The sequence below is a fragment of the Paracoccus sediminicola genome (assembly GCF_027912835.1).
GTDB classification, from domain to species: Bacteria; Pseudomonadota; Alphaproteobacteria; order Rhodobacterales; family Rhodobacteraceae; genus Paracoccus; species Paracoccus sediminicola.
Genome location: NZ_CP115768.1, coordinates 596346 through 623192 on the forward strand (window position 1 = coordinate 596346; position 26847 = coordinate 623192).

28 protein-coding genes, 2 tRNA genes and 1 pseudogene are annotated in these 26847 nt (G+C 65.9%); 22 read left to right on the forward strand and 9 right to left on the reverse strand.

Annotation, left to right across the window (positions count from 1 at the left end; translation table 11 throughout):
* Nucleotides 1-12: 12 nt before the first annotated feature.
* From PAF18_RS02925 to PAF18_RS02980, 12 genes are all read left to right on the forward strand, one after another.
* The gene (locus PAF18_RS02925; protein WP_271117145.1) at nucleotides 13-723 is read left to right on the forward strand and encodes a flavodoxin family protein; all 711 of its coding nucleotides are present in this window, start codon (nucleotides 13-15) and stop codon (nucleotides 721-723) included.
* A 166-nt stretch (nucleotides 724-889) separates the two neighbouring features.
* A complete protein-coding gene (locus tag PAF18_RS02930; RefSeq protein WP_271117146.1) occupies nucleotides 890-2503 on the forward strand; it encodes an AMP-binding protein in 1614 nt (537 codons plus the stop codon).
* The gene (locus PAF18_RS02935) at nucleotides 2500-4104 is read left to right on the forward strand and encodes a carboxyl transferase domain-containing protein (protein WP_271117147.1); all 1605 of its coding nucleotides are present in this window, start codon (nucleotides 2500-2502) and stop codon (nucleotides 4102-4104) included. Before PAF18_RS02930 ends, PAF18_RS02935 begins: the two co-directional genes overlap by 4 nt.
* A 55-nt stretch (nucleotides 4105-4159) precedes the next feature.
* A complete protein-coding gene (locus PAF18_RS02940) occupies nucleotides 4160-4534 on the forward strand; it encodes an ASCH domain-containing protein (protein ID WP_271117148.1) in 375 nt (124 codons plus the stop codon).
* Nucleotides 4531-5016 (forward strand): O-acetyl-ADP-ribose deacetylase, encoded by a 486-nt coding sequence (locus PAF18_RS02945; RefSeq protein WP_271117149.1) that lies wholly within the window; start codon nucleotides 4531-4533, stop codon nucleotides 5014-5016. The genes PAF18_RS02940 and PAF18_RS02945 overlap by 4 nt, the downstream gene beginning before the upstream one ends.
* An 82-nt stretch (nucleotides 5017-5098) precedes the next feature.
* Nucleotides 5099-7030 carry an acetyl-CoA carboxylase biotin carboxylase subunit gene (locus PAF18_RS02950; RefSeq protein WP_271117150.1) on the forward strand — a complete coding sequence of 644 codons (1932 nt, stop codon included), beginning with the start codon at nucleotides 5099-5101 and terminating at the stop codon, nucleotides 7028-7030.
* Nucleotides 7027-7890 carry a hydroxymethylglutaryl-CoA lyase gene (locus PAF18_RS02955; RefSeq protein ID WP_271117151.1) on the forward strand — a complete coding sequence of 288 codons (864 nt, stop codon included), beginning with the start codon at nucleotides 7027-7029 and terminating at the stop codon, nucleotides 7888-7890. The genes PAF18_RS02950 and PAF18_RS02955 overlap by 4 nt, the downstream gene beginning before the upstream one ends.
* Complete coding sequence (locus PAF18_RS02960) at nucleotides 7887-8675, forward strand: crotonase/enoyl-CoA hydratase family protein (RefSeq protein WP_271117152.1); 789 nt, start codon at nucleotides 7887-7889, stop codon at nucleotides 8673-8675. The genes PAF18_RS02955 and PAF18_RS02960 overlap by 4 nt, the downstream gene beginning before the upstream one ends.
* 131 nt (nucleotides 8676-8806) lie before the next feature.
* Nucleotides 8807-9817 (forward strand): NADP-dependent oxidoreductase, encoded by a 1011-nt coding sequence (locus PAF18_RS02965; RefSeq protein ID WP_271117153.1) that lies wholly within the window; start codon nucleotides 8807-8809, stop codon nucleotides 9815-9817.
* A 151-nt stretch (nucleotides 9818-9968) separates the two neighbouring features.
* Nucleotides 9969-11231, forward strand: a complete 1263-nt coding sequence (gene fabF / locus PAF18_RS02970) for a beta-ketoacyl-ACP synthase II (protein WP_271117154.1) — start codon at nucleotides 9969-9971, stop codon at nucleotides 11229-11231.
* Nucleotide 11232: 1 nt separating this feature from the next.
* Nucleotides 11233-12402: an endolytic transglycosylase MltG gene (gene mltG / locus PAF18_RS02975; protein WP_271117155.1), complete on the forward strand. Its 1170-nt coding sequence runs from the start codon at nucleotides 11233-11235 to the stop codon at nucleotides 12400-12402.
* Between the two features lie 107 nt (nucleotides 12403-12509).
* Nucleotides 12510-12965 (forward strand): hypothetical protein, encoded by a 456-nt coding sequence (locus tag PAF18_RS02980; protein ID WP_271117156.1) that lies wholly within the window; start codon nucleotides 12510-12512, stop codon nucleotides 12963-12965.
* A gap of 77 nt (nucleotides 12966-13042) precedes the next feature.
* Here PAF18_RS02980 and PAF18_RS02985 read toward each other — a convergent pair whose 3' ends face one another.
* The 5 genes from PAF18_RS02985 to PAF18_RS03005 all read right to left on the reverse strand — a co-directional run bounded on the left by PAF18_RS02985 (nucleotide 13043) and on the right by PAF18_RS03005 (nucleotide 14751).
* Entirely contained in the window at nucleotides 13043-13252 is a 210-nt protein-coding gene (locus PAF18_RS02985) for a hypothetical protein (RefSeq protein ID WP_271117157.1), read from the reverse strand.
* 98 nt (nucleotides 13253-13350) lie between these two features.
* Nucleotides 13351-13578 carry an AAA family ATPase gene (locus PAF18_RS02990; RefSeq protein ID WP_271118040.1) on the reverse strand — a complete coding sequence of 76 codons (228 nt, stop codon included), beginning with the start codon at nucleotides 13576-13578 and terminating at the stop codon, nucleotides 13351-13353.
* Between the two features lie 162 nt (nucleotides 13579-13740).
* Nucleotides 13741-13816 (reverse strand) — tRNA-Ala (locus PAF18_RS02995).
* A 147-nt stretch (nucleotides 13817-13963) separates the two neighbouring features.
* Nucleotides 13964-14326, reverse strand: a complete 363-nt coding sequence (locus PAF18_RS03000; protein WP_271117158.1) for a DoxX family protein — start codon at nucleotides 14324-14326, stop codon at nucleotides 13964-13966.
* 104 nt (nucleotides 14327-14430) lie between these two features.
* Nucleotides 14431-14751, reverse strand: a complete 321-nt coding sequence (locus tag PAF18_RS03005) for a TIGR02300 family protein (protein ID WP_271117159.1) — start codon at nucleotides 14749-14751, stop codon at nucleotides 14431-14433.
* Nucleotides 14752-14833: 82 nt separating this feature from the next.
* Between PAF18_RS03005 and PAF18_RS03010 the strand changes: the two genes are divergently transcribed.
* From PAF18_RS03010 to PAF18_RS03045, 8 genes are all read left to right on the forward strand, one after another.
* Nucleotides 14834-15517, forward strand: a complete 684-nt coding sequence (locus PAF18_RS03010; RefSeq protein WP_271117160.1) for a M48 family metallopeptidase — start codon at nucleotides 14834-14836, stop codon at nucleotides 15515-15517.
* Nucleotides 15518-15547: 30 nt separating this feature from the next.
* The gene (locus tag PAF18_RS03015) at nucleotides 15548-16204 is read left to right on the forward strand and encodes a GntR family transcriptional regulator (protein WP_271117161.1); all 657 of its coding nucleotides are present in this window, start codon (nucleotides 15548-15550) and stop codon (nucleotides 16202-16204) included.
* Nucleotides 16205-16282: 78 nt separating this feature from the next.
* Nucleotides 16283-18028, forward strand: coding sequence for an arginine--tRNA ligase (gene argS, locus PAF18_RS03020; protein ID WP_271117162.1), 1746 nt, complete (start codon nucleotides 16283-16285; stop codon nucleotides 18026-18028).
* Nucleotides 18029-18092: 64 nt separating this feature from the next.
* A complete protein-coding gene (locus PAF18_RS03025; protein WP_271117163.1) occupies nucleotides 18093-19250 on the forward strand; it encodes an SPOR domain-containing protein in 1158 nt (385 codons plus the stop codon).
* Entirely contained in the window at nucleotides 19250-20245 is a 996-nt protein-coding gene (locus PAF18_RS03030; protein WP_271117164.1) for a glycoside hydrolase family 3 N-terminal domain-containing protein, read from the forward strand. Before PAF18_RS03025 ends, PAF18_RS03030 begins: the two co-directional genes overlap by 1 nt.
* A 71-nt stretch (nucleotides 20246-20316) precedes the next feature.
* The gene (locus tag PAF18_RS03035; RefSeq protein WP_271118041.1) at nucleotides 20317-21123 is read left to right on the forward strand and encodes a segregation and condensation protein A; all 807 of its coding nucleotides are present in this window, start codon (nucleotides 20317-20319) and stop codon (nucleotides 21121-21123) included.
* A complete protein-coding gene (scpB, locus tag PAF18_RS03040; protein ID WP_271117165.1) occupies nucleotides 21120-21776 on the forward strand; it encodes an SMC-Scp complex subunit ScpB in 657 nt (218 codons plus the stop codon). Before PAF18_RS03035 ends, scpB begins: the two co-directional genes overlap by 4 nt.
* Nucleotides 21773-21994 carry a hypothetical protein gene (locus PAF18_RS03045; protein ID WP_271117166.1) on the forward strand — a complete coding sequence of 74 codons (222 nt, stop codon included), beginning with the start codon at nucleotides 21773-21775 and terminating at the stop codon, nucleotides 21992-21994. The genes scpB and PAF18_RS03045 overlap by 4 nt, the downstream gene beginning before the upstream one ends.
* Here PAF18_RS03045 and PAF18_RS03050 read toward each other — a convergent pair.
* The 4 genes from PAF18_RS03050 to ihfA form a co-directional block, all read right to left on the reverse strand.
* On the reverse strand, nucleotides 21975-23054 hold the full coding sequence (locus PAF18_RS03050; RefSeq protein ID WP_271117167.1) for a 2'-deoxycytidine 5'-triphosphate deaminase: 1080 nt from the start codon (nucleotides 23052-23054) through the stop codon (nucleotides 21975-21977). The two genes, PAF18_RS03045 and PAF18_RS03050, sit on opposite strands and share 20 nt — an antisense overlap.
* A gap of 57 nt (nucleotides 23055-23111) precedes the next feature.
* Nucleotides 23112-23189 (reverse strand) — tRNA-Pro (locus tag PAF18_RS03055).
* Between the two features lie 76 nt (nucleotides 23190-23265).
* Nucleotides 23266-23982 carry a MerR family transcriptional regulator gene (locus PAF18_RS03060; RefSeq protein ID WP_271117168.1) on the reverse strand — a complete coding sequence of 239 codons (717 nt, stop codon included), beginning with the start codon at nucleotides 23980-23982 and terminating at the stop codon, nucleotides 23266-23268.
* 1 nt (nucleotide 23983) lies between these two features.
* On the reverse strand, nucleotides 23984-24286 hold the full coding sequence (ihfA, locus tag PAF18_RS03065) for an integration host factor subunit alpha (RefSeq protein ID WP_271117169.1): 303 nt from the start codon (nucleotides 24284-24286) through the stop codon (nucleotides 23984-23986).
* Nucleotides 24287-24497: 211 nt separating this feature from the next.
* On the opposite strand from ihfA, the pseudogene dps reads away from it, so the two are divergent.
* Nucleotides 24498-24974 (forward strand): annotated as a pseudogene (gene dps, locus PAF18_RS03070) (DNA starvation/stationary phase protection protein Dps); the annotation flags it as partial.
* 109 nt (nucleotides 24975-25083) lie between these two features.
* Entirely contained in the window at nucleotides 25084-26682 is a 1599-nt protein-coding gene (locus PAF18_RS03075) for a peptide chain release factor 3 (RefSeq protein WP_271117170.1), read from the forward strand.
* The last annotated feature ends 165 nt before the right edge of the window (nucleotides 26683-26847 follow it).

Genomic DNA, 26847 nt, shown 5'->3' on the forward strand with positions numbered 1-26847 from the left:
GAGGAGAGGCGGATGGGTTTCGACGATCTGAACGCGGTTTTCGTGAACTGCTCGCTGCAAAAGCGCAGCAGCGACAGCCACACGCAGATTCTGCTGGATGCCTGCGGCGGCCTGATGGCCGGGCAGGGCGTCTCGGTCGATCACATCCACCTGCTCGACCATGTGGTGCCGCCGGGGGTCTATCCCGATATGCGCGCGCATGGCTGGGACCGCGACGACTGGCCCGAGGTGATCTGGCCGCGCATTCGCGACGCCGATATTCTGGTGATCGGCACACCCTTGTGGCTGGGCGAGGAAAGCAGCGTCTGCCGCATTCTCATCGAACGGCTCTATGCCATGTCGGGGATGCTGAACGACAAGGGGCAGTCGGTGTTCTATGGCAAGGTGGGCGGCTGCGTCGTCACCGGCAATGAGGACGGCATCAAGCACGCCGCCATGACCATCGGTTTCGCGCTGAACCATCTGGGCTATACGATCCCGCCCCAGGCCGATTGCGGCTGGATCGGAGAGGCCGGGCCGGGGCCGAGCTTCGGCGACAAGGCCGAGGATGGCAGCCGGGCCGGGTTCGACAATGATTTCACGCGGCGCAACAGCACCATCATGAGCTGGAACCTGATGCATCTGGCGCAGCTGCTGAAGCCCGGCATCCCGTCGCGCGGCAACGACCGCAACGCCTTCAAGGCGGGCGAGCGTTTCGGCTTTGCCCTGCCGGGGGAGGCATGATGATGGCGGTGCCGGCAAACCCGCCCGCGCCGGTCGCAGCCCCGGCATCGGTGCTGAATCGGCAGTCCGTGCCGCGGATGGATCGTATTTTCGTCGAGCCATGTCTCGACGCTGCGGCGGATGCGCGACAAGGGCTTCGGCCAGGGCGCGCGGATCGGGGCGCGCGATGAAGCCTTTGCTGGACAGTCATGATTACGCGGCCATCCGGGCGCGTTTCCGTTGGGACTTCCCCGCGCGGCTGAACATGGGTGTGCAGATCACCGATGATTGGGCCAGGGCCGAGCCGGACAGGCTGGCGGTGATCGAATATGACGGCGCGGCCCGGCGCGATGTGACCTATGGCGCGCTCTCGGCGATGACCGACCGGCTGGCCCATGCGCTTGCCGCTGGCCCCGGGGCGAGGATCGGCATTCTGCGCACCCAGAGCGCCTGGACAGCAGCCGCACATGCGGCGGTCTGGAAATCCGGGGCGATCTCTGTCCCGCTCTTCAAGCTGTTCGGTCCCGAGGCGCTGCGGCTCCGCCTGGAAGATGCCGGGGTCGATACCGTCATCACCGATCCCGAGGGGCGCGAGATGCTGGCGCCGTTCGATCTTCGGGTCATCGTTCCGGAAGAGGACGAACTGCCCGAACCCGGCCCGTTCACCGCCGTCGAAACCGGGCCCGAGATGCCCGCCATCATCATCTACACCTCCGGCACCACCGGCGCGCCCAAAGGCGCCTTGCACGGTCACCGCGTGCTGACGGGCCATCTGCCCGGCGTCGAGATGAGCCACGACCTGCTGCGCCCCGGCGCGGATGTGCTGTGGACACCTGCCGATTGGGCTTGGATCGGCGGGCTGTTCGACGTGGCCATGCCGGGGCTGGCGCTCGGCGTGGCTGTGGTCGCCGCGCGGCTGCCGAAATTCGATGCCGAGGCCTGCGTCGGGCTGATCCGCGATTGCGGCGTGACGGCCGCCTTCCTGCCCGCCACGGCGCTGCGCATGCTGCGCGCGGCCGGGGTCTCTGTCCCGGGGCTCCGCTCGGTCAGTTCGGGCGGCGAGACGCTGGGGGCCGAGATGCTGGCCTGGGGGCAAGAGGCGCTGGGTGTCGAGATCAATGAATTCTACGGCCAGACCGAATGCAACATGATCGTGTCTTCGGCGGGCAGCATGTTCCCGACCCGCCCCGGCGCGATGGGCAAGCCTTCCCCCGGTTTCGAGGTCACGGTGATCGACGAGGACGGCCAGCCTACAACGGACGAAGGCGATATCGCCGTGCGGCGCGGTGCGGGCTCGATGTTTCTCGGCTATTGGAACCGGCCCGACGCGACGGCGGATAAATTCCGCGGCGACTGGATGCTGACCGGAGATCGTGGCGTCGAAGAGGACGGCTATCTGCGCTTTGTCGGGCGCGATGACGACGTGATCACCTCGTCCGGCTATCGCATCGGTCCGTCGGAAATCGAGGATGTGCTCATCAAGCACGGTTCCGTCGCCGCCGCCGGGGTGGTCGGCAAGCCCGACCCGATGCGCACAGAGATCGTGAAGGCCTTCATCGTGCTGCGCGAGGGGGTCTCTCCCACGGACGATCTGGCCGCCGCGTTGCAGGATCATGCCAGGCGCCATTGTGCCGCGCATAGCTATCCGCGTGAGATCGAATTTCTGGAGGCATTGCCGATGACGATCACCGGCAAGGTCATGCGGCGCGAATTGCGGCAGCGCGAGATCGACGCTGCAGGACAGGACAATGAACCGGGCGCAGGCCCGGATGACGGATCGAAGCGAGAGGGCGAAGAATGAAGCTGAACTCTGCGGCACTGACCTCGTCGGATGCGTATCGCGACAACCGCGACGCGCATCTGGAACTGCTCGCCACTGCGCGCGAGGCCGCCGAGGCCGCCGCGGCAGGCGGCGGCGAGGCATCCATGGAACGACATGTCTCGCGCGGGAAGATGCCGCCGCGGGAACGTGTGGCCAATCTGCTCGACCCCGGCTCGCCCTTTCTCGAAATCGGGGCAACGGCGGCGCATGGCATGTATGACGGTGCGGCGCCGGGCGCGGGGGTGATCGTCGGGATCGGGCGCGTGCGCGGGCAGGACGTGATGGTCGTGGCCAATGATGCGACGGTGAAGGGCGGCACCTATTACCCGATGACCGTCAAGAAACATCTGCGCGCGCAGGAGATCGCCGAGCAATGCCATCTGCCCTGCGTCTATCTGGTCGATAGCGGCGGCGCGAACCTGCCCAATCAGGACGAGGTCTTCCCCGATCGCGACCATTTCGGGCGGATCTTCTATAATCAGGCGCAGATGAGCGCCAAGGGCATCCCGCAGATCGCGGTGGTGATGGGATCCTGCACCGCTGGCGGGGCTTACGTTCCCGCCATGTCCGATGTGACCATCATCGTCCGCGATCAAGGCACGATCTTTCTGGCCGGCCCGCCGCTGGTCAAGGCGGCGACCGGAGAGGTCGTCAGCGCCGAGGATCTGGGCGGCGGCGATGTGCATACAAGGCTGTCCGGCGTGGCCGATTATCTGGCCGAGAACGACGCCCATGCGCTGGCACAGGCCCGCCGCGCCATCCTGCATCTGAACCGCCGCCTGCCCGACACGGTGGTCTGGCAACCGCCCGAGGCTCCGGCTTATGACCCTGACGAGATCCTCGGCGTGGTGCCGGCCGACCTGCGCACCCCCTACGACATCCGCGAGGTCATCGCGCGGGTGGTGGATGGCAGCCGCTTCGATGAGTTCAAGGCGCGGTTCGGGGAAACCCTTGTCACGGGGTTCGCCCATATCGAGGGCTGTCCGGTCGGCATCGTCGCCAATAACGGCGTGCTGTTTTCGGAGGCCGCCCAGAAGGGCGCGCATTTCGTCGAACTCTGCTCGCAGCGCGGCACGCCGCTGATCTTTTTGCAGAACATCACCGGCTTCATGGTCGGGCGGAAATACGAAAACGAAGGCATCGCCCGGCATGGTGCCAAGATGGTGACGGCGGTGGCGACGACCAATGTGCCGAAAATCACCATGCTGGTCGGCGGGTCGTTCGGCGCGGGCAATTACGGCATGTCCGGCCGCGCCTATTCTCCGCGCTTCCTGTGGACATGGCCGAACAGCCGCATCTCGGTCATGGGCGGCGAACAGGCCGCTGGCGTTCTGGCCACCGTCAAGCGCGACGGGATCGAGCGCAAGGGCGGCCATTGGTCCGCCGAGGAAGAGGCCGAATTCAAGCGCCCCACCATCGAGATGTTCGAACGCCAGTCGCATCCGCTTTATGCCTCGGCCCGGCTCTGGGATGACGGCATCGTCGATCCGCGCAAGACCCGCGATGTGCTGTCGCTGTCGCTGCGCGCCAGCCTGAACGCGCCGATTGAACCGACGCGCTTCGGCGTCTTCCGGATGTGAGGCTTGCGATGCGGGATGCCTCCGGCGGGGATATTTCGATCAGGATGAAGCGGCGATGACGGTCAGCTTCAAATTCGGCGATACGCGCGCGCTGAATGCGCATCTGCTGGAATTGGTGCGCTCGGGCGCGAAAACCGCGACCTGCGGCGCGCTGCGCGACTTTCAGCAGGACGGCGAGCCGCTGCCGAAGGTCGGGCGGCGCGACGTGGCGCTCGACTGGGACGGCAACCCGTCCCTGCTGATCGAAACCACCGAGGTCACGATCCGCCGCTTCTGCGAAGTGCCCGAGGAATTCGCCCTGGCCGAGGGCGAGGGCGATTACGAAACCTGGCGGCGCGTCCATATGGCATTCTTCGCCCGCAATGGCGGTTTCGATGCCGAGATGGATCTGGTCTGCGAACGTTTCCGCGTGGTGGAGGATTACGCATGATCCGCGTCTGGCAGGGCGACATCACAAGGCTGAGCGTCGATGCCATCGTCAACGCCGCGAATGAAACCTTGCAGGGCGGCGGGGGCGTCGACGGCGCGATCCACCGCGCGGCCGGGCCGGGCCTGCTTAGCGAGTGCCGCAGCATCGGCGGTTGCCCGACCGGCGAGGCGCGAATCACCGGCGGTCACGAATTGCAGGCGCGCCATGTCATCCACACGGTCGGCCCGGTCTGGAAGGGCGGCGATGCGGGGGAGGACGCGCTTCTCGCCGCCTGCTATCGCAACAGCCTTGCCCTCGCCGCGGGACACGGACTCCGCTCGATTGCCTTTCCGGCCATCTCGACCGGCGTCTATGGCTTCCCGCCCGAGCGCGCCGCAGCCATCGCGGTCGAGACGATCCGTCAGAATGGCGAGGGGCTCGACGTCACTCTGGTCGCCTTCGATGCCGCCTCGGCCCGCCTGCTGGAAGAGGCCGCAGCATGACCTCTTCACCCTGGTCCAAATATCCCGCGGGGGTGCGGGGGCGCGAAGCCCCCGCCGCTGCCCGCGCAACACAGGAGCCGCCATGTTCCAGAAAATCCTGATCGCCAATCGCGGCGAGATCGCCTGCCGTGTCATCGACACATGCCGCCGTCTCGGCGTGGCCACCGTTGCGGTCTATTCCGATGCCGACCGCGATGCGCGCCATGTCGCCATGTCCGACGAGGCCGTGCATCTGGGCGGCCCCGCGCCTGCCGACAGCTATCTGCGCGGCGATGCGATCATCCGCGCCGCGCAGGAGACCGGCGCGCAGGCGATCCATCCCGGCTATGGGTTCCTGTCCGAGAACCCCGATTTCGTCGATGCGGTCGAGGCCGCGGGGCTGGTCTTTGTCGGCCCCTCGGCCAAAGCGATCCGGGCCATGGGGCTGAAGGATGCGGCGAAGAAGCTGATGGAGGAGGCTGGCGTGCCGGTCGTGCCCGGCTATCATGGCAGCAATCAGGACGCCGATCATCTGGCGCGGCAGGCCGAGAAAATCGGCTATCCGGTGCTGATCAAGGCCGTGGCGGGCGGCGGCGGCAAGGGGATGCGCCGCGTGGACGATGCCAAGGATTTCGCCGACGCGCTCGCCTCGGCGCAGGGCGAGGCGAAGACCGCCTTCGGCAATCCCGACGTGCTGATCGAGAAATATATTCTTCAGCCCCGCCATATCGAAGTGCAGGTCTTCGGCGATGGCACCCGCGCCGTGCATCTGTTCGAACGCGACTGTTCCCTGCAACGCCGCCACCAGAAGGTGATCGAGGAAGCCCCCGCCCCCGACATGCCGGAAAATGTCCGCAAGGTGATGGGCGATGCCGCCGTCCGCGCGGCCGAGGCGATCAGCTACAAGGGCGCGGGGACCATCGAATTCATCGTCGACGGCGCGGACGGGCTGCGCGAGGACGGGTTCTGGTTCATGGAGATGAACACGCGGCTTCAGGTCGAGCATCCGGTGACCGAGCTCATCACCGGGGTCGATCTGGTCGAATGGCAGCTGCGCGTCGCCAGCGGCGAGGATCTGCCCGCGCGGCAGGAGGATCTGAGCATCACCGGCCATGCCTTCGAGGCGCGGCTTTATGCCGAGGATGTCCCGGCGGGGTTCCTGCCCGCGACCGGAACTCTGGCGCATCTGCAATTCCCCGATCACGCGCGGACCGAAACCGGGGTGCGCCCCGGCGACACGATCTCGCCCTGGTACGACCCGATGATCGCGAAGATCGTGACCTATGGCCCGACCCGCGCGATTGCGCTGCGGGCGCTCGAAACCGCGCTGATCGACACCGAGGTCGCGGGCAGCGTCACCAATCTGGAATTCCTCATCGCGCTGACCCGGCATCAGGGGTTCCGCGAGGGCGAGGTCGATACCGGGCTGATCGAACGCGATCTGGACGATCTGATCGCCGAGGCCGAACCCGACCGCCGCACGCTGGCGCTCGGCGCGTTGGGTGTCGCCGGTCTGGACGATCCCGAGACCCGCGCCGGCATGACCCTGTGGCAGCCTTTGCGCCGCACGGTGATGTGGGAGGGCGGCGAGGCCGTGATCGAGGCGCTGGGGCCGGGTCGGGCGCAGGTGACGCTGGACGGGGCCACGCATGAGGTCACTCAGCAGAGCGGCCGCTGGTGGGTGGATGGCAGCCCGCGCCGCTCGCGCGTGGTGCGCCACGGCGCCGGGGTCAGCGTGTTCGGCGGGCGCTCGGTCACGTTGAAACCGCTCGATCCGCTGGACGTCGCAGGCGAAGAGGCGGGCGATGCGCTGACGCTGTCGCCCATGCCCGGCCAGGTCAAGGCGGTGTTCGTCGAGGCCGGTCAGCAGGTCGCGGCGGGCGACCGGCTGGCGGTGCTGGAGGCGATGAAGATGGAACATACGCTGACCGCCGCCCGCGACGGGGTGGTGGCCGAGGTTCTGGCCGCCGCCGGCGATCAGGTCGAGGCCGGCGCGGCGCTGATCCGGCTGGAAGAGGAAGAGGAGGCGGCATGAGCGGTCCGGTCGAGATCTTCGAGATGGGCCCGCGTGACGGCTTGCAGAACGAAAAGCGGCTGATCCCCACCGAAGACAAGATCGCGCTTGTGGACATGCTGTCCGGCGCGGGGTTCCGGCGGATCGAGGTCACCAGCTTCGTCAGCCCGAAATGGGTGCCGCAGATGGGCGATGCCGCGCAGGTCATGGCCGGGATCGCGCGGGCGAACGGGGTCAGCTATGCGGTGCTGACGCCGAACATCAGGGGCTATGAGGGCGCGCGGGCCGCGCAGGCCGACGAGGTGGCGGTCTTCGCCTCGGCCTCGGAAGGGTTCAGCAAGGCCAATCTCAACGCCAGCATTGCCGAAAGTCTGGAACGATTTGTCCCGGTGGTGGAGGCCGCGAAGCAGGATGGCATCAAGGTGCGCGGCTATGTCAGCGTGGTGACGGATTGCCCCTTTGACGGACCGACCCCGCCCGCGAATGTTGCCCGCGTGGCGGCGGCGCTGTCGGCGATGGGGTGCTATGAAGTCAGCCTCGGCGACACGATCGGGCAGGGGCGGCCGGAAACCATCGACGCGATGCTGTCGGCGGTGTTGAACGAGGTGCCAGCGGATCGGCTGGCCGGGCATTACCACGACACGGCGGGGCGGGCCTTGCAGAATATCGATGCCAGCCTCGCGCGTGGGGTGCGGGTCTTCGACGCTGCGGTCGGCGGGCTGGGCGGTTGCCCCTATGCGCCGGGCGCCGCGGGAAATGTGGCGACCGAGAAAGTCGCCGCGCATCTCGCCTCGGCGGGGTATGAGACCGGGCTGGATATGGATGTGATCACAAAAGCCGCCGAATTCGCGCGGCATTTGCGGCAGGGAGGAACGGCATGAGCCATGAAACGATCCGCATCGAGACCGACCCGCGTGGCGTGGCGACGCTGACGCTTGCTCTGCCGGAAAAGCGCAACGCGCTTTCGGCCAAGATGCTGGAAGAGCTGACCGATGCAGCCGGCGCGCTGAGCGCGGATGACTCGGTTCGGGTAGTGATTCTCGCCGCCGATGGGCCGACTTTCTGCGCAGGGGGCGATCTGGGCTGGATGCGTCAGCAGATCGACGCCGATGCCGAGACCCGGCGGGCCGGAGCGCGGCAGCTCGCCCATATGCTGCACGCGATGAACATAATGGCCAAGCCGCTGATCGGGCGGGTGCATGGCAACGCGTTCGGTGGCGGGGTGGGCATGATGTCGGTCTGCGACGTGGTCATCGCCGCGCGGGACGCCAAATTCGGCCTGACCGAAACGCGGCTCGGACTGATCCCGGCCACTATCGGCCCTTATGTGCTGGCCCGCATGGGCGAGGACAAGGCACGGCGCGTCTTCATGTCTGGCCGGATCTTTGACGCAGAGGAAGCGGTGACGCTGAACCTCGTCGCGCGGCTGGCGGATCCGGGCCATCTGGATGAGATGGTCGAGGCCGAGGCCGCGCCCTACATGCAATGCGCGCCGGGTGCGGTGGCCGAGGCAAAGCGGCTCGCCCGCGCTTTGGGTCCGCGCATCGACGAGGCCGTGATCGAGGATACGATCGACCGGCTGATCGCCATGTGGGACGGTAAAGAGGCGCCGGAAGGCATCGCCGCGTTCTTCGACAAGCGAAAGCCGGGTTGGCAGCAGGGCTGAACAGGCCCCGCACCAATATGAAGAATGCATGAAAACGCGCCGCAAGCGTAGGTTTTTCGCGCCTGTGGGGTTGAACTCGGCGGCGGCGGGCTTTCATCGGAACCGACTCCATGGCGTGCGAGAGGTTGACGATGAAGGCGTTCATGATGACCGGCTATGGCGGCCCGGAGAAATCCGGGCTGCAAGAGATCGACAGGCCCCGGCCCGGACCGGACGAGCTTTTGATCAAGGTTCATGCGGCGGGGCTGAACCCGGTGGATTACAAGATCCGCGGGGGCGATCTGAAGGCCATTCAGCGCTACAAACTGCCTGCGGTGATGGGGAACGAAGTTTCCGGCATCGTCGAGGCTGCGGGCGCGCGGGTGACGCAGTTCGCCCCCGGCGACCGGGTCTTTGCGCGGATGCCGAAGGACCGGATGGGAGCATTCGCGGAATATGCGGTGGTGCCGCAGGATCTGCTGGCCCGCGTCCCGGATCGGCTGGATCTGGTGACTGCCGCCGGTGTGCCCCTGGCCGGGCTGACGGCGCTTCAGGCCCTGCGCGACGAAATCGGGCTCGGGCCCGGCAGTCGCGTCTTCATCTCTGCCGGTGCGGGCGGGGTCGGCACCTTCGCCATCCAGATCGCGAAATGGCTTGGCGCCGAGGTGACGACGACCGCCTCGCCGCGTGGGAGGGAGCTGGTCGAGCGTCTCGGGGCGGACCATGTGATCGATTATACGCAAGAGCAGTTTCAGGACAGATTGAGCGACATGGACGGGGCCCTGGATCTGCTGGGCGGCGCGGCGCTGGAGGCGAGTTTCGGCGTGGTCAGGCCGGGCGGAAAAGTGGTCTCGGTCTCGGGGCTGCCCGAGCCAGATACGGCCCGCAAGGATCTGGGTTTCGGGCCGATGATGACCGGGGTTTTCTGGTTCATTTCCCGAAAGCTGCGTCAGCAAGCTCGAAAACATGGGGTGCGCTACCGCTTTCTTTTCATGCATCCGAGCGGGCCGGAACTGGCCGAGCTCGCCGCGCTGATCGAGGCCGGGAGGCTGAGCCCGGTCGTGGACCGGGTTTTCCCCTTCGCCGAGATGTCGGAGGCGATGGCCTATCTTGAATCCGGGCGCGCCAAGGGGAAGGTGATCGTGAGGATGGATGCCGCTTAGGTGCGGCACGGGGCCTGTCCGGCCGTCGGGCGGGCACCGCAGGCCAAACGCCGCAAACCCCCGGCGGGCCGCAGCGTGATCAACCCTTGCAGCGTTGCGCGTATCTCGCGCTGCGTGTATCAGATCGCGAAACGAGCAGAGAGGATTTGCGATGCGCAGGGTTGTTGTCACGGGGCTGGGAATGGTCACGCCGCTGGCGTCCGGGGTCGAGGCGACGTGGGAACGTCTGCTGGACGGCCAATCCGGCGCCGGGCCGATCACCCGCTTCGACGCTGAGAACGTGACGACCAAATATGCCTGCGAAATTCCGGTCGGCGATGGCAGCGACGGCACATTCAACCCCGATGACTGGATGGCCGCGAAAGAGCGCCGCAAGGTCGATGATTTCATCCTCTACGGCATGGCCGCCGCCACGCAAGCGGTGCAGGATGCGGGCTGGGAGGATATATCCGACGACGAAAAGCTGCGCACCGGGGTGATGATCGGTTCTGGCATCGGCGGGCTGACCTCGATCGCCGAAACCGCCGTGCTGATCAAAGAGCGCGGGCCGAAGCGGGTCAGCCCCTTCTTCATTCCGGGCGCGCTGATCAACCTGATCTCGGGTCAGGTCTCGATCCGTTTCGGCTTCAAGGGTCCGAACCATTCCGTGGTGACGGCCTGTTCCACCGGGGCACATGCGATTGGCGACGCGGCGCGGCTGATCATGCTGGGCGATGCCGATGTGATGGTCGCGGGCGGCGCCGAATCCCCGATCAGCGAGATCGGGATCGCCGGGTTCAACGCCTGCAAGGCGCTGTCGACCAAGCGGGCCGACGACCCCAAGGCCGCAAGCCGCCCCTATGACGCGGATCGCGACGGCTTCGTGATGGGCGAGGGCGCGGGCTGTGTCGTGCTGGAGGAATACGAACACGCCAAGGCTCGCGGTGCAAAGATCTATGCCGAGGTGCTGGGTTACGGGCTTTCGGGTGACGCCTATCACATCACCGCCCCGTCCGAGGATGGCGATGGGGGTTTCCGCGCCATGCAGGCGGCGCTGAAGAATGGCGGGCTGGAACCCGCCGATATCGATTATGTGAACGCGCATGGCACCTCGACCATGGCAGATACGATCGAGCTGGGCGCAGTCGAGCGTCTGCTGGGGGATCACGCCAAGGATGTGACCATGTCATCGACCAAGTCGAGCATCGGGCATCTGCTGGGGGCCGCAGGCGCTGTCGAGGCGATTTTCTGCATCCTCGCCGTGCGCGACCAGATTGCGCCGCCGACGATCAACCTTGATGCGCCGGCGGTCGAGCCCAAGCTCGACCTCGCCGCCAATGCCGCCGTGCGCCGCAAGATCGACGTGGCGCTGTCCAACAGCTTCGGGTTCGGCGGCACCAATGCCTGCCTGATCGTGGGGAAGGTCCGCGACTGACATGTGGAAGAATATCGTATCGACATTCCTGACTCTGGCGATCTTTCTGCTGATCGGCGCCGCGGCGATGATCGCCTGGGGCAAGGCGCAATATTCCGGCTCCGGCCCGAGCGAGGTCGCGCAATGCGTGCAGGTGGCGCGGGGGGCCAGCCTGTCGGCGGTGAGCAAGCAGCTCGAAGAGCAGGGGGCAATCTCCAACGCCTATATCTTCCGCGCCGGCGCCGATGCCGAGGGAAAGTCGCGTGAGCTGAAATTCGGCTCTTACCTGGTGCAGCCCGAGGCGAGCATGTCCGACATCGTGGGCATCATCACCGAAGGCGGGCCGTCCACCTGCGGGACCGAGGTGATCTATCGCATCGGCGTTCGCGCCGACTCGGTGATCCTGCGCGACATCGATCCCGAAACGGGCAATTACGAAGAGCGCGTGCAGTATAACCCCGCCGATGAGGCCAAGCCCGAGCCCATCGCCAATGCCGAGAACCAGCCCGATGCGCGGCTGCGCGTCGCGGTGGCCGAAGGCGTCACCAGCTGGCAGGTGGTCGAGGGGCTGAAACGCGCCGACTTCCTGACCGGCGAGGTTGCGGAAATCCCGGCCGAAGGCACCCTCGCGCCAGACAGCTACGAGGTGTCCAGCGGGCAGGACCGCGCGGAATTGCTGGCTCAGATGGCGGCGCGACAGAGCACGATCCTTGCGAATGCGTGGGAGGCGCGGCCCTTTGGCCTGCCCTATGAGAGCCCGGAAGAAGCGCTCATCATGGCCTCCATTGTGGAAAAGGAAACCGGACAGCCCGAAGAGCGTCCGCAAGTCGCGAGCGTCTTCGTGAACCGGCTGGAACAGGGGATGCGGCTGCAAACCGACCCGACTGTGATCTATGGCGTGACCGAGGGGCGCGGCGTGCTTGATCGGGGTCTTCGCCGGTCCGAGCTGGACACGCGCACCGACTGGAACACCTATCAGATCGACGGGTTGCCGCCGACGCCGATTGCCAATCCGGGCCGCGCCGCAATCGAGGCCGCGCTGAACCCGGCTGAGACCGATTTTATCTATTTCGTCGCGGACGGCACGGGCGGGCACGCCTTCGCCCGCACTTTGGACGAACATAACGCCAATGTCGCCCGCTGGCGCGAGATCGAGGCCGAGCGCGCCGAGGCGGAGAACGCCGAAGGCTGAGCCTCGCCCGCCTCTTGCAGCATCTGCCCCGCCCGGAACCCGGCGCGGGGGCTTTTTGTTGGGTCGCACATGATTTGATCCGCGCATGAATCTCAGGGAGATCAGCTATGAAACTGTCCGACATGTTTTCCAACCTCGCCCGCAACGCCGAGGAATTCGAAAAGCGCCTTGCCAAATGGCAGGAGGATATGCGCGAGCGCGGCGACGATTTCGCCGATAACATGCGCAAATGGCGCGACTCTGCCGCGGAGCGGCAGGAGGAGCTGAACAAGCAGATCCAGGGCTATTTCGACGAGGCCAGTGACGAGGTAAAGGCACAGTGGAGCCAGGCCAAGGCGGATTGGGACAAGTCGGTCGAAGAGACCCGTAGCAAGGCCGAGGATATGCGCCGCAAGGCCGAGACGATGCAGGCCGAGGAAACCGCCGACTGGTACGAGGCCTACGCCGCGAACATGGTCGCCTATGCCCAGCAGGTTCAGGAAGAAGCCAGCAAGGCCGTCGCCGAGGCCGCCGAGGCGCGGGCCAAGGCTGACGGCGCGAAGGGTGCCGCCGATACGGTCTGAAGCATCCTGTCCTGCGTTCGCGTTGGGCTGCGGCAGGGGAGGGCTGATGCGATGCCGTTGCCCGGTCGGCCCTGGTTTCAGGGCCAGACATGCGCGATGACGAAATCGGCGCGCTCCGCTCTGCCGTCGAGCGGAAGCGCCGTGACTTCGAGGGAAAGCGCAGCGTGGCTTCGCGGCATGAGCGCGGATGTCATTTCGGCCTCAACCCGGCTCTGCCTGCGCTCGGAATCCTGTTCGCAGATCTCGTCACAGAAGGATGCTGGGAAGTTGCGGGCGCTGTAGCGCATTTCCCTGGCGGCTGCGGCGACATGCGGTAGCACCGGGAGGCCGGAGAGGGTCGGCTAGCCGGGAATGCCGCCGTCGAACATCAAGGGCCGGAGAGCGCCTATGCGGCGCTGTAGTCGCGCAAGTCATAATCCATCATCCGCTCGGCAAAGCCCATGCAATCCGCCCAGGGCAGGGCGTCCCCACCGCGCGCCATCTTCTCACGCGTGATGGCCTGGCCGGATCCGGGAACCCTGTGGACGCCGCGTCGGGAAAACTCGGCGATGAGGCTGGTCTTGCCCGCACCGGGCCCCCCGTCACGACGTGGAATTGGTCGCTCATGGTGCATCCTCAGCCTCGGAAAGGGAAAATGCCGCGCGGCGATCGGGACGCCGGTGGGGCGGATCAAATCAGCGTCGGATTGTCAGGGAAGAACAACACCTGACCGCACGGCAAATCCACATCCTCAGGCGAAGACGAGCGAGGTATCCGGCGCTGTTAAGCGGTGAACTGGTGGAGCCAAGGGGAGTCGAACCCCTGACCTCTTGAATGCCATTCAAGCGCTCTACCAACTGAGCTATGGCCCCACCGGAGGTCTGCAAGGGCGCGCTGCGCCGTTGCGTGGGGGGTCTATATGGGGTCGGGTTGCGGGGCGCAAGAGGAAAATTCCGGCCGCGCGGAAAAAGAAAACGGGCCCGCTGGGGGCCCGGTTTCGGGTTGCGCTGCGGCGTCGCTCAGCGGTCGCGGCCGAGGCGGGCGTCGAGGCTCCACGGGCCGGGACCGGCGAACACGATATAGAGGAAGATGAAGCAATAGAGGATCGCCGCATCTCCGCCATTCAGCGCCGGAACCCAGTGCTGCGGCGCGTGTGCAAGCCAATAGGCGAAGGCCATCAGCCCCGACAGGATGAACGCCACCGGGCGCGAGAACAGCCCGAGAATCAGCAGCGCGCCGCCGATGAGCTCCAGCATGCCGGCGATCCAGAAACGCGACATGATTTCCGGGAAGGCCCGGTCGCTGGCCGGGAATCCGAGGATCTTCTGCGTGCCATGCGCCATGAAGACAATCGCCGAAACGATCCGCAGGATGCTGCGCATCTGTGGCGCCAAGGCGTTCAAGGTCTGGTATTTCAAGAGGTTTCTCCCTGTTCTGAACCAGTTACGTCAGAACAGGGCATAAAACCAAACTGTTGCAAATGCAATCAGTCGTCATCCTCATTCGACACATCCGCAATGTCGTCGAGCGATACGTCGCCATCGTCGTCGTCATCTTCCAGAAGATCGTCATCGACGCTGCTGTCATCGTCGTCATCGAGATCGTCTTCGATGAGATCATCGCTCTGATCATCATCCTTCGACGCGGTCTTTTCAGAGACGAGCGAGCGGGTGCGGCCCTGGCTGAGGCTTTCCAGCGTCATCTCGGCATCGCAGACCGGGCAGGTCATCGGGTCTTTCTGCAGGTCATAGAAACGAGACCCGCATTGCGGGCAGAGGCGCTTCGTGCCCCATTCCTCTTTGGGCATGGTATTCTCCTTACGCCGCGGTTAGGTAAATCCGCGTTCCCCTGCCACAAGCCCATCTAGCTGTAAAGTCCCTTCCGCAGCCATGCCCGAGCAGATTACCGTCGATGATATGCCCGTGGCCGTGCGCCGCAACAGCCGCGCGCGGCGGATGACGCTGCGGGTATCGCGCAGCGGGGGCGGGGTGGTGCTGACCCTGCCAAGCCGCGCGAGCCTGGAGGCGGGGCGTGATTTCGCGGTCTCGAAGGCCGACTGGCTGCGCCGGACCGTGGCGGCGATGCCCGCGCCGCGCATCGTGGCCGAGGGTGCGGCTTTGCCTGTGGCGGGGCAGGTGCTGCGGCTGCGCGTGCTGCCGGTGAAGCGCGTCACGATGGCCGAGGATGTTCTGGCTGTGCCCCGCGGCCGCCTTGTCGGGGCCACCGTTCAGGCCTGGCTGAAACATCGCGCCCATGCCGCGCTGCGCGAGGCGGTGGGGCGTCATGCGCATCGTCTGGGCCGGAGCCCCACCGCGATGACGCTGCGTGACACGCGGTCCCGCTGGGGAAGCTGCACCTCGGAGGGGCGGCTGATGTTTTCGTGGCGGCTGGCCATGGCGCCGCCCGAGGTGCTGGATTACGTCGCCGCGCATGAGGTCGCGCATCTGGCGCATATGGATCACTCGCCGCGTTTCTGGGCGCAGGTCGAGGCGTTGATGCCGGATCATGCGCCGCATCGCCGCTGGCTGCGGCAGCATGGTGCCGATCTGCAAGCCTGGCGTTTCAAGGATTGACGCCGCCCCCTCTTGTGATCACAAGACGGCATGAATGCCGCCCGCCCCGCCGATCCCACCGCCCATGAGCGGCTTTACCGCAATCTCCGCGGCCGGATCCTGGTCGGAGAGCTGCCGCCCGGCCAGGCGCTGACCATCCGCGGCCTCGCCAGGGACTACCATGTCTCGATGACGCCCGCCCGCGAGGCCGTGCGCAGGCTGGCGGCGGAAGGCGCACTGACGCTTTCGGCATCGGGGCGGGTGACGACGCCGGAACTCTCGGTGGAGCGGATCGAGGAACTCGCCGCGCTGCGGGCGCTGATCGAGCCGGAGCTGGCCGCACGCGCCTTGCCGCGCGCGCATTTCGCGCTGATCGACCGGCTGAGCGCGATCAATAACGGCATCGCCGATGCGGTGACCGGACATGACGCGGTGGGCTATATCCGCAGCAATCTGGATTTTCACCGGACGCTTTATCTTCGCGCCCAGGCTCCGGCGATGCTGGCGATCCTGGAAACCGTGTGGCTACAGCTCGGCCCGACGATGCGGGCGCTTTACGGGCGGGTGCAGCGCAATGATCCGCCGTGCCATCACCGGATGATCATCGCCGCACTCAGGGCGGGCGATGAGCCGGCGCTGCGGCTTGCCATCCGCGCCGATGTGACCCACGGTCTGCGCCATCTCACGGCGGATGGCACGACAAGCTGAGCCGTGCTGGCGGCGGGCCGATGTTGACCTTTGGTGCCGGGCAGGGCTATCGCAGCCGGGAACAAGCGGAAGAATATGATGAACCTGTTTGCCGATATTCACGGCGTCGTTCTGGACGCGCTGAACGCAATGACCGAGGCGGGCGAACTGCCCTCGGGTCTGGATTACACGAATGTCACCGTCGAGCCGCCGCGCGATCCGGCGCATGGCGACATGGCGACGAATGCGGCGATGGTGTTGGCGAAGCCCGCCCGCGCCAAGCCGCGCGACATTGCCGAGAAACTGGCGGCCCGGCTGGGCGGCGATGCGCGGATCAATTCGGCCGAGGTGGCGGGGCCGGGCTTCATCAATCTGCGGCTCGATTCCGCTGCGTGGCAGGGCGTCGTGAAGGCGGTGCTGAGCGCGCCCGAAGCCTATGGCCGGTCCGAAATGGGGCAGGGCACCAGGGTCAATGTCGAATTCGTCTCGGCCAACCCGACCGGGCCGATGCATGTCGGTCATACGCGCGGCGCGGTGTTCGGCGACGCGCTTGCCAGCCTGCTGGATTTCGCCGGCTATGACGTGACTCGCGAATATTACATCAACGATGGCGGCGCGCAGGTCGATGTTCTGGCGCGATCCGCTTATGAACGCTATCGCGAGGCGAACGGGCTGGAACCGGCGATTGCCGAGGGGCTTTATCCCGGCGACTATCTGATCCCGGTCGGCGAAGCACTGAAAGAGAAATATGGCGACAGCCTGTTGGACAAGCCCGAAGAGGAATGGCTGGCCGAAATCCGCGAATTCGCCACCGAGAAGATGATGGAGATGATCCGCGCGGATCTCGCCTCGCTCAACGTGAAGATGGATGTCTATTCTTCGGAAAAGGCGCTTTACGGCTCGGGCCGGATCGAGGCGGCGATCGGGCGGCTGCGGTCCGCCGGGCTGATCTATGAAGGCGTGCTGGAGCCGCCCAAGGGCAAGCTGCCCGATGACTGGGAGGCGCGCGAGCAGACGCTGTTCCGCTCGACCGATCATGGCGACGACCAGGACCGGGCGGTCATGAAATCCGACGGGAGCTGGACCTATTTCGCCCCCGACATCGCCTATCACTGGGACAAGATCGACCGGGGTTTCGATCAGTTGATCGACGTGTTCGGCGCCGATCATGGCGGTTATGTCAAGCGGATGAACGCGGCGGTCAAGGCGCTGTCGAATGGCCGTGTCCCGCTGGATGTGAAGCTGATCCAGCTGGTGAAGCTGTTCAAGAACGGCGAGCCCTTCAAGATGTCCAAGCGCGCCGGCACTTTCGTCACGTTGCGCGACGTGGTCGAACAGGCGGGCCGCGACGTGACCCGCTTCCATATGCTGACCCGCAAGAACGATGCGCCGCTGGATTTCGACTTCGCCAAGGTGCTGGAACAGTCCAAGGACAATCCGGTCTGGTATGTGCAATATGCCTCGGCCCGGGTGCATTCGGTGATGAAACGCGCCGCCGAGATGGGGGTGGATGTGTCGGATACGGCGCTGGCCGGGGCCGATCTGTCGGCGCTCGACCATCCCGCCGAGATGGAGCTGGTGCGCAAGCTGGCCGAATATCCCCGTCTGATCGAGGCGGCGGCCTCGGCGCATGAGCCGCATCGGGTGGCATTCTACCTGTATGATCTGGCCGGAGCCCTGCATTCGCTGTGGAATCGCGGCAATGACGAGACCGCGCTGCGCTTCATCCAGGAGGGCGATGCCAAGGCCACCGCGACAAAAATTGCGCTATTGCGTGCCGTTGGCGTTGTCATTTCGTCAGGTCTTGCTATTCTTGGGGTGACTCCGGCCAAGGAAATGCGCTGATAAAGGCGCCGGGCCGGGATCGGGCAGTAATCAACAGCCGGTCACCCCGGCAGGCAGGCATCTTATGGCAGTTACCGATTTCGGCTCGGGCCGTTTTGCGGATTCCGCGCCTCGTCAGGCTCGGGAATATCGTTATCAGCATCAGGCTCAGGACGATTACGAAGAAGATTACGGCTGGTATGACGAAGACCAGCCCTATGCGGAAGAACATCCCGAAAGTCTCGGCGCGCGGCTTGGACGGCTGACCCATTACCTGGGCGCGGTCGTCTCGGTCTTGCTGCTGATCGGGCTCGTGGTCTGGGGCTATAAGCTGGTGGCCCGCGATGTGTCGGGCGTGCCGGTGATCCGCGCCGCAGTGGGCGAGGCGCGCACGGCACCGGATGAGCCTGGCGGAGAACTGGCGCAGAATGGCGGGCTTTCGGTGAACGAGGTTGCCGCCGGCGTCGAAGTGCCGCCCAATGCAGAGATCGCCATCGCCCCCGCGCCGACCGGGCTGGAGGCCGATGATGTGGCGATGGGCGAACTGGCAGATCCCGCCGCCATGGATGCAGCCGCCGAAGACATCGCGCCGCTGCCGCCTCAGCAACCCGTGATCGCCGTCGCCGATGCCGAGGCCGCCGCCGGGCTTGCCGCCGGTCTGATCGCCGATGAGCCGGGCGATCTCGCCTCGCTTGGCATTGTCGGCGAGGGAGAGGACATAACTGCTCTCACCGCGCAGATGGAGGCCGAGGCCGCCGCCGACGCCGCCCCTGCGATCAGCGCGCCGCGCCCGGCACCGCGCCCGGCCAGCATCGCCGCGCGCGCGCAATCCGCGCCCGCCGCGACGGACACCGCAGCGGCGAGCGAAACCGCGACCGAGACCGGCACCGAGACCGCCGCTGCCGCCCCGGCAGAGCGCCCGGCCATCGAGGACGCCGTGGCCGAAGCCGTTGCCGAAGACCCGCCTGCGACCGAAACCGCGCAAGTGTCTTCGGGCGCGCCTCTGGTGCAGATCGGCGCCTTCGATTCCAACGCCATTGCGGACAGCGAATGGGGCCGGATCTCGGGCCGGTTCTCGTCGCTCTTCTCGGGCAAGGCGCCGGTGGTGCAGACGACCGAGCGGAACGGGCGGACCTTCTATCGCCTGCGTGTCGCGGGGTTCGAATCGCGCGACGATGCGCGCCGCTTCTGCGCCGCGTTGCTCGCCGAAGGCACGGATTGCTATCCCGCCACGGCGCAGTAATGACCACTGCCGCGATTTTCGGGCTTCTCGGCACCGAACTCAGCAAGGCCGAGCGGGATTTCTTCCGCTCGGCCGATCCCTGGGGGTTCATCCTCTTTGCCCGCAATGTCGAGCATCCCGATCAGCTTCGCCGGCTCACCGGAGATCTGCGCGAGGCCGTCGGGCGCGAGGCGATCATCACCATCGACCAGGAAGGCGGGCGCGTTCAGCGGATGCGCGCGCCGCACTGGGCCGAATGGGCGCCGCCTCTGGACGATGCCGGGCGCGGGCCGCAGGCGATGCGGCTGCGCTATCGGCTGATCGGGCAAGAGCTGCGCGCGATTGGGATCGACAGCAATTGCGCGCCGACGCTGGACATCGCCTCGGACGAGACGCATCCCTTCCTGCAAAACCGCTGCCTTGGCCGGGACGTGGCCAGCGTCGTCGCCAATGGCCGCGCCGTCGCCGACGGACTGCTGGAGGCGGGCGTCGTCCCGATCATGAAACACATGCCGGGGCATGGCCGCGCCGTTGCCGACAGCCACAAAGAAACGCCCTTGGTCTCTGCCCCGCTCGATGAGCTGAACCAGACCGATTTCGCGACTTTCCGGGCGCTGAACGATCTGCCGATGGGGATGAGCGCGCATATCCGCTTTTCCGATCTTGACGATGCGCCCGCCACGGCCTCGGCGCGGATGATCGGGGTGATCCGTGACGAGATCGGCTTTGACGGGCTGCTGATGACCGACGATATCTCGATGAACGGGCTGTCGGGCAGCATCGGGCAGCGCAGCGCGGCGGCCATCGCTGCGGGCTGCGATCTGGTGCTGCATTGCCATGGCCATATGTCCGAGATGGAAGAGGTCGTGGCCGAGGCGGGCGAGATGACGCCTGATGCGATCCGCCGCGGCGACGCGGCGCTGAGTGCCCGCCGCGCGCCGGATACCGCCCCCGCCGCCGAGCTGCTGGCCGAATATCGCAGCTCTGGCGGGCAGGTCGATTGGCCCCACGCTTGACTCAAGCGCGGGCTGCGCGGATTCTGCGCCCCTGAACCGATGAGGCCCGCTTGACCGACAACGTCACCCCTCTGCGACCCAGGCGCGAGAAGAAGGAGCCGCTTCCGCTCGAGGTCGCCACCGCTGTCGAGGAACGCCGCGCCGAAGAGGCGCTGATCGTCGATGTGGACGGCTATGAGGGACCGCTGGATCTGCTGCTGACATTGGCGCGGACACAAAAGGTCGATCTGATGCAGGTCTCGATCCTGCAACTCTCCGAGCAATATCTGGCCTTCGTCGAGGAGGCGCGCAAGCTGCGCATCGAACTGGCGGCGGATTACCTGGTCATGGCGGCCTGGCTGGCCTTTCTGAAATCGCGGCTGCTGCTGCCGCCCGACTCCGAGGAGGACGGCCCCTCTGCCGAGGATCTGGCCGCGCATCTGGCCTTCCAGCTCGAAAGGCTGGATGCGATGCGCAAGGCCTCGGCCCGGCTGATGGGGCGCGACCGGCTGGGGCAGACCCGTTTCGTGCGCGGCATGCCCGAGCAGATCGCCCGCAGCCGCAGCGTGACCTATGAGGTTGGGCTGATCGACCTGATGCGCGCCTATGCGCGGCTGAAAACCCGCGACGAGTTCCGCCCCTATGCCTTCGACCGCAAGGATGTGTTCACCATGGAGCAGGCGCTCGAGCGTGTGCGCCACCTGATCGGCTATGCCGGCGAGTGGACCTCGCTGGCCGAGTTCCTGCCCGATGGCTGGGGCCGGGGCGAGCGGGGACGTTCCGCGACCGCGGCGACCTTCGCCGCGACGCTGGAACTGGCGCGCGAGGGTAAGCTGGAAATCCGGCAGGCCGATACATTCGCGCCCATCACCATCCGCCGCAAGCCGGGGACAGAATGAACGACGATCTGGAATTCCCGCCGCCGCCGCTCGATGAGCAGGAGCGGATGGTCGAAGCGATGCTGTTCGCCTCGGCCCAGCCGGTCAGCCTGCGCGACTTGGCGGAGCGCATGCCGCAGGGCGCCGACGCAGCCGAGGCCGTGGCGCGGCTGCGCAGCCGCTATGAGGGCCGGGGGGTGGAACTGACTCGCGTCGGCGACGCCTTCGCCTTCCGCACGGCACCGGATCTGTCCTTCCTGATGCAGACCGAGACCATCGAGACCCGCCGCCTGTCGCGCGCGGCCACCGAAACCCTCGCGATCATTGCCTATCACCAGCCGGTCACCCGCGCCGAGATCGAGGAAATCCGCGGCGTCGCGACCTCGCGCGGGACGCTGGATCAGCTGATCGAGCAGGGCTGGGTCCGGGTTGGCCGCCGCCGGATGACTCCGGGCCGGCCGGTGACATTCGTTGTGACCGAGGAATTTCTGGACCATTTCGGTCTGGAAACCGCCCGCGATCTGCCTGGCCTCTCCGAGCTGCGCGCCGCGGGTCTGCTGGACAGCCGCCCGCCCGGAGATTTGGCGGTGCCACTTGTCCGCGACAACGATGATGACGATATATCCGCTGAAAGCCGTCCCGGAGATCTCTTCGGCGAGGAGGAAGACATATGAATCTGAACCATATCATCAATATGGTCATGCGCCAGGTCACGCGCCGGGCGACCAATGCGGGCATCGACAAGGGGCTCGACATGCTCGCGCGGCGCGGCAAGGACCCCGCCGACATGACCGATCAGGAGCGCCGCGAGATGGCGAACTCCAAGAAGAGCACCCGTCAAATGGTCAAACGCGCCCGCAAGGCCGCGCGGATCACCCGCCGGATCCGCTGAACTGCTTGGCGAGCTTCAGCCCCTGACCCTGATAATTCGACGCGATGTCCTGACCGTAAAGCCGCTCGGGCCGGCCAGCCATCTTTTCATAGACAAGCCGCCCGACGACCTGCCCATGTTCGAGCGCGAAGGGGGCCTCGTGGCACCGCACCTCCAGCACGCCGCGCGCGCCCTGACCTGACGGGCCGATGCCGAATCCGGGATCGAAGAACCCCGCGTAATGCACCCGGAACTCGCCCACCATCGCCAGATAGGGGGCCATCTCGGCGGCGTAATCGGCGGGGATTGCCACCGATTCACGGCTGACGAGAATGTAGAACGCGCCGGGATCGAGGATCAGCCGCCCGTCCGTGCTGTGCAGCGCGTCCCAGAATTCGCGCGGGTCATAGGCCCCGATCCGGTCCAGGTCGATCACCCCGCTATGGGGCCGCGCCCGATAGCCGACGAGATCGCCGTCACCGGGCCGCAGATCGACCGAGAAGCCCAGCCCCTGATCGATCAGAGCCTCACCGCCGACCAGAGGCGTTTCGGCATGCAGCACGCACAGTGCCGCGTCATCCAGCACCGCCTGTCCACGCCGCAGCCGAAGCTGGTTCAGCCGCATCCCCGGACGCACCAGCACCGAGAAGCTGCGCGGGCAGATCTCGGCATAGAGCGGGCCGTCATAGCCGTCGGGCAGCCGGTCGAACTCGGTCCCGTCATCGGTGATCAGCCGGGTCAGCAGATCCAGCCGTCCGGTCGAGCTTTTCGCATTGGCCACCGCCGACAGCCCGCGCGGCAGACGCAGCCGCTCCATTAGCGGGACCAGATAGACACAGCCCTTCTCCAGCACCGCGCCGTTCGACAGATCCATCCGGTGCATTTCGAAATCCGAGAGCCTCTCGCGCACGCCACGCCCCTTGCCGGGCAGGAACGACGCGCGCAGACGCCAGGCCTGCGCACCGAGGCGCAGGTCGAGGCTGGCGGGCTGGATCTGGGCATCGGTGATGGGCAGATCTGCGGTGATCGCGCCATCCGCAATCAGCGCGCGCAATTCGCTGTCTGGAAGAACACCGCTCATTTCCTCGACCTCCGCATAGACGAACGCCCACCCCGGACGGGATGGGCGGTTCGAAGATGGTCGGGCTGGCGAGATTCGAACTCACGACCTTCCGTCCCCCAGACGGACGCGCTAACCAGGCTGCGCCACAGCCCGACGCGGGCCATATAGGGCGAAGCGCCTCCGGGACACAAGGGGCCGCGTGACAAAAAACCGACCCGCGATGCGCGGCTCAGGCGGCGAGGCCGCGCCGGGCTTCGTCCAGCCGGTCGCGCAGCGCACGCGCCGCATCGGGCGGCAAGGAACGGGTGCCGCGTAACCCGGATGCCACGGCGTTCAGGCGGCCCAGCCACTCCCCCGGCGCGGTGTCGCCGCGCAGCGGCGATTCGGCGGTGGCGCGGGTTTTCGATGGTTCTTTCCGTGCCTTCCCGGACTCGAGCTCGGGGAAGAGGGGAAGCGAGTCACTCATACTACCTGCCTTGCGCTGCTGTCTCGGCGCGCTTTCTGCCATATCCGGCCCTTTTTCAGGCGCCGTCTTCTCTTGCGCCCTGGCCGGGTTTTTTCCTGTAGCCTTGCTGCTCTTGGCACGGCGCGCCGTCGTTTTTTCGACCTTTGCGGGACCGACTGGCTGCCCGGCGCTGCTGCCTGCAACTTCACTGGCGAAGCTTCCGCCAAGCCGCGCTGCGCCGCGTGCCTTCAGCGCCGCGCCGCGATCCTGCGCCATCTGCTTTTTCACCAGCTTGATCGGCGTGCCTTCCTCGCGCAGCGTCTCGCACAGCCCGGCTGCCATACGGATGTCATCGGGCCGGTAATAGCGCCGCCCGTCACGGCGCTTGACGGGAGAGAACAGCGGAAACTGCGCTTCCCAGTATCGCAGCACATGCGGCGCGACCCCGACCAACTGCGAAACTTCGCCAATAGACCGGAACGCGTCGGCTGCTTTTTTCATGTCAGGCCTTGTTGCCGACCGCCACGCGGTCCTTCATCAGATGGGAGGGCCGGAAGCTGAGAACGCGGCGCGGGGTGATCGGCACCTCTTCCCCGGTTTTGGGGTTGCGGCCGATGCGTTCATTCTTGTCGCGCACCGAAAACGTGCCGAAGGACGAGATCTTGACCTGCTCCCCCCGAACGAGCGCATCGGAGATATGGGTCAGAACGCTTTCGACAAGCTGGCCGGATTCATGTCGGGACAGACCCACCTCACGGAACACGGCTTCTGCCAAATCCATCCGGGTCAGTGTGTTGTCGCTCATTGGTCACCTCTCTCGGCTGCGCGTCAGGATGCAAACTCGGGTTCGGCGAGTCAACATATGAGCGCTGCATCCGTTCCGTCTTTCCAACGAAAAATCATTGTTATTCGAGTCTTGGCCCGGCTGCCGCGTCGTGCCGCCGCGCCGGGGAACTTTGTCGCGCAGCGCAAGTTGATCGCCAGATCCGCGAGCCGCGGCAGCAGAGAAGGAGACGGATATGAGTGTCGATCTCAAGAGCCTGACAGATAATGCACGCAAGACCTCGATCGAGGTGCTGAACACCCTCGTCGCGGACGGCATCGCCGTCAGCCGTGCGCTGAAACAGGCGCATTGGAATGTGAAAGGACCGGGTTTCATCGGCTTTCACGAGCTTCTCGACAGCGTCAAGGAACATGTCGATGCCGGCGTCGATGAAATGGCCGAGCGGGTGCAACAGCTTGACGGCACCGCGATCAGCACGGTCGATGAGGTGGCGAAGGCCACCACGCTGAAGGCCTATCCGACGGATCTGGTCAAGCTGGACGCTCATGCCAAGGCAGTTGCAGAGATGCTGCGCGAATATGGCGGCAAGCTGCGAGATGGAATCGATACCACCGACGAGGCGGGCGATCCGAACACCGCCGATATCCTCACCGCCGCGTCGAATGACGTGGATAAGGATACCTGGTTCGTCTCGTCCTATCTGGGCTGAGGCTGAATCATCCCGAGCTTGTGAGGGGCGTCCCAACGGACGCCCCTTTTCCGGTTTGCGGGCCGGCGCGCGGCAGGGTAAACGGCGCGGTCAGGAAAGGACGCCCGAAATGACCACCAACCGCCCCGAATTGCCGCCCGAGATCGCCCGCCGCCGCACCTTCGCGATCATCAGCCACCCGGATGCCGGCAAGACCACGCTGACCGAGAAATTCCTGCTGTTCGGCGGCGCGATCCAGATGGCCGGGCAGGTCCGCGCCAAGGGCGAGGCGCGGCGCACCCGGTCCGACTTCATGAAGATGGAACAGGACCGGGGGATCTCGGTCTCGGCTTCGGCGATGTCCTTCGAATACAAGGATTTCCGTTACAATCTTGTCGATACGCCCGGCCACTCGGATTTCTCCGAGGACACCTATCGCACGCTGACGGCGGTGGATGCGGCGATCATGGTCATCGACGGGGCGAAGGGCGTCGAAAGTCAGACCCGCAAGCTGTTCGAGGTCTGCCGGCTGCGCGATCTGCCGATCCTGACCTTCTGCAACAAAATGGACCGCGAAAGCCGCGACACATTCGAGATCATCGACGAAATCCAGGAAAACCTGGCGATCGACGTGGCACCGGCAAGCTGGCCCATCGGCGTTGGGCGGGACTTCATCGGCGCCTATGACCTGCTGAACGACCGGCTGGAGATCATGGACCGCGCCGACCGGAACAAGGTTGCCGAAACCGTGAAGATCACCGGCATCGACGATCCGAAACTGGCCGAGCACATCCCCGAGGAACAGCTCAACAAGCTGCGCGAAGAGATTGAAATGGCGCGGGAACTGCTGCCCGCCTTCGACCGGAAATCGTTCCTCGAAGGGCATCTGACCCCGATCTGGTTCGGCAGCGCGATCAACAGTTTCGGCGTGCGCGAGCTGATGGACGGGATCGGAAGTTACGGCCCCGAGCCGCAGCCCCAGAACGCCGCCGAGCGCCAGATCTCGCCCGAGGAAAAGAAGGTTTCGGGCTTCGTCTTCAAGGTGCAGGCCAATATGGACCCCAAGCATCGTGACCGGGTGGCCTTCGTACGGCTCGCCTCGGGGCATTTCGAGCGCGGGATGAAGCTGCTGCATGTGCGCAGCAAGAAGCCGATGGCGGTCAGCAACCCGGTGCTGTTCCTCGCCGCCGACCGCGAACTGGCCGAAGAGGCCTGGGCGGGGGACATTATCGGCATTCCGAACCACGGCCAGCTTCGCATCGGCGATGCGCTGACCGAGGGCGAGGCGCTGCGCTTTACCGGAATTCCATCCTTCGCGCCGGAATTGCTGCAATCGGTGCGGGCAACCGATCCGATGAAGGCCAAGCATCTGGAAAAGGCACTGATGCAATTCGCCGAGGAGGGTGCTGCCAAGGTGTTCAAACCGCAGATCGGCTCTGGCTTTATCGTCGGCGTGGTGGGCGCGCTGCAATTCGAGGTGCTGGCCAGCCGGATCGAGCTGGAATACGGCATCCCGGTGCGGTTCGAGCCGTCGCAATTCACCTCGGCCCGCTGGCTGGCGGGGCCTCAGGACAAGGTCGAGGCTTTTGCCAATGCCAACAAGCAGCATATGGCGACGGATCACGACGGGGATCAGGTCTATCTGACGCGGCTGCAATGGGACATCGACCGGGTCGAGCGCGACCATCCCGAGCTGAAGCTGACCGCGACCAAAGAGATGATGGTCTGAGCCGCGATACCGGCGGCTCGGGGCGTGCAAAGCTGTCACGAAGCATGTGTACCGCGCCTACACAATCCCGCGGGGTCATGGCCAAGCGGTTGAAATCCCGCTTATCGCGCGCCATCTCCTGTTCGCAGAGCCGCGCGCTGCGCGTGGCGAGGGAAAGGATTTGCG

Bases quoted from the DNA above. Each gene is read 5' to 3' on its own strand.
- PAF18_RS02925 (WP_271117145.1), top strand. From the start codon at position 13: ATGGGTTTCGACGATCTGAACGCGGTTTTCGTGAACTGCTCGCTGCAA.
- PAF18_RS02930 (WP_271117146.1), top strand. From the start codon at position 890: ATGAAGCCTTTGCTGGACAGTCATGATTACGCGGCCATCCGGGCGCGT.
- PAF18_RS02935 (WP_271117147.1), top strand. From the start codon at position 2,500: ATGAAGCTGAACTCTGCGGCACTGACCTCGTCGGATGCGTATCGCGAC.
- PAF18_RS02940 (WP_271117148.1), top strand. From the start codon at position 4,160: ATGACGGTCAGCTTCAAATTCGGCGATACGCGCGCGCTGAATGCGCAT.
- PAF18_RS02945 (WP_271117149.1), top strand. From the start codon at position 4,531: ATGATCCGCGTCTGGCAGGGCGACATCACAAGGCTGAGCGTCGATGCC.
- PAF18_RS02950 (WP_271117150.1), top strand. From the start codon at position 5,099: ATGTTCCAGAAAATCCTGATCGCCAATCGCGGCGAGATCGCCTGCCGT.
- PAF18_RS02955 (WP_271117151.1), top strand. From the start codon at position 7,027: ATGAGCGGTCCGGTCGAGATCTTCGAGATGGGCCCGCGTGACGGCTTG.
- PAF18_RS02960 (WP_271117152.1), top strand. From the start codon at position 7,887: ATGAGCCATGAAACGATCCGCATCGAGACCGACCCGCGTGGCGTGGCG.
- PAF18_RS02965 (WP_271117153.1), top strand. From the start codon at position 8,807: ATGAAGGCGTTCATGATGACCGGCTATGGCGGCCCGGAGAAATCCGGG.
- fabF (WP_271117154.1), top strand. From the start codon at position 9,969: ATGCGCAGGGTTGTTGTCACGGGGCTGGGAATGGTCACGCCGCTGGCG.
- mltG (WP_271117155.1), top strand. From the start codon at position 11,233: ATGTGGAAGAATATCGTATCGACATTCCTGACTCTGGCGATCTTTCTG.
- PAF18_RS02980 (WP_271117156.1), top strand. From the start codon at position 12,510: ATGAAACTGTCCGACATGTTTTCCAACCTCGCCCGCAACGCCGAGGAA.
- PAF18_RS02985 (WP_271117157.1), bottom strand. From the start codon at position 13,252: ATGCGCTACAGCGCCCGCAACTTCCCAGCATCCTTCTGTGACGAGATC.
- PAF18_RS02990 (WP_271118040.1), bottom strand. From the start codon at position 13,578: ATGCACCATGAGCGACCAATTCCACGTCGTGACGGGGGGCCCGGTGCG.
- PAF18_RS03000 (WP_271117158.1), bottom strand. From the start codon at position 14,326: ATGCGCAGCATCCTGCGGATCGTTTCGGCGATTGTCTTCATGGCGCAT.
- PAF18_RS03005 (WP_271117159.1), bottom strand. From the start codon at position 14,751: ATGCCCAAAGAGGAATGGGGCACGAAGCGCCTCTGCCCGCAATGCGGG.
- PAF18_RS03010 (WP_271117160.1), top strand. From the start codon at position 14,834: ATGCCCGAGCAGATTACCGTCGATGATATGCCCGTGGCCGTGCGCCGC.
- PAF18_RS03015 (WP_271117161.1), top strand. From the start codon at position 15,548: ATGAATGCCGCCCGCCCCGCCGATCCCACCGCCCATGAGCGGCTTTAC.
- argS (WP_271117162.1), top strand. From the start codon at position 16,283: ATGAACCTGTTTGCCGATATTCACGGCGTCGTTCTGGACGCGCTGAAC.
- PAF18_RS03025 (WP_271117163.1), top strand. From the start codon at position 18,093: ATGGCAGTTACCGATTTCGGCTCGGGCCGTTTTGCGGATTCCGCGCCT.
- PAF18_RS03030 (WP_271117164.1), top strand. From the start codon at position 19,250: ATGACCACTGCCGCGATTTTCGGGCTTCTCGGCACCGAACTCAGCAAG.
- scpB (WP_271117165.1), top strand. From the start codon at position 21,120: ATGAACGACGATCTGGAATTCCCGCCGCCGCCGCTCGATGAGCAGGAG.
- PAF18_RS03045 (WP_271117166.1), top strand. From the start codon at position 21,773: ATGAATCTGAACCATATCATCAATATGGTCATGCGCCAGGTCACGCGC.
- PAF18_RS03050 (WP_271117167.1), bottom strand. From the start codon at position 23,054: ATGAGCGGTGTTCTTCCAGACAGCGAATTGCGCGCGCTGATTGCGGAT.
- PAF18_RS03060 (WP_271117168.1), bottom strand. From the start codon at position 23,982: ATGAAAAAAGCAGCCGACGCGTTCCGGTCTATTGGCGAAGTTTCGCAG.
- ihfA (WP_271117169.1), bottom strand. From the start codon at position 24,286: ATGAGCGACAACACACTGACCCGGATGGATTTGGCAGAAGCCGTGTTC.
- PAF18_RS03075 (WP_271117170.1), top strand. From the start codon at position 25,084: ATGACCACCAACCGCCCCGAATTGCCGCCCGAGATCGCCCGCCGCCGC.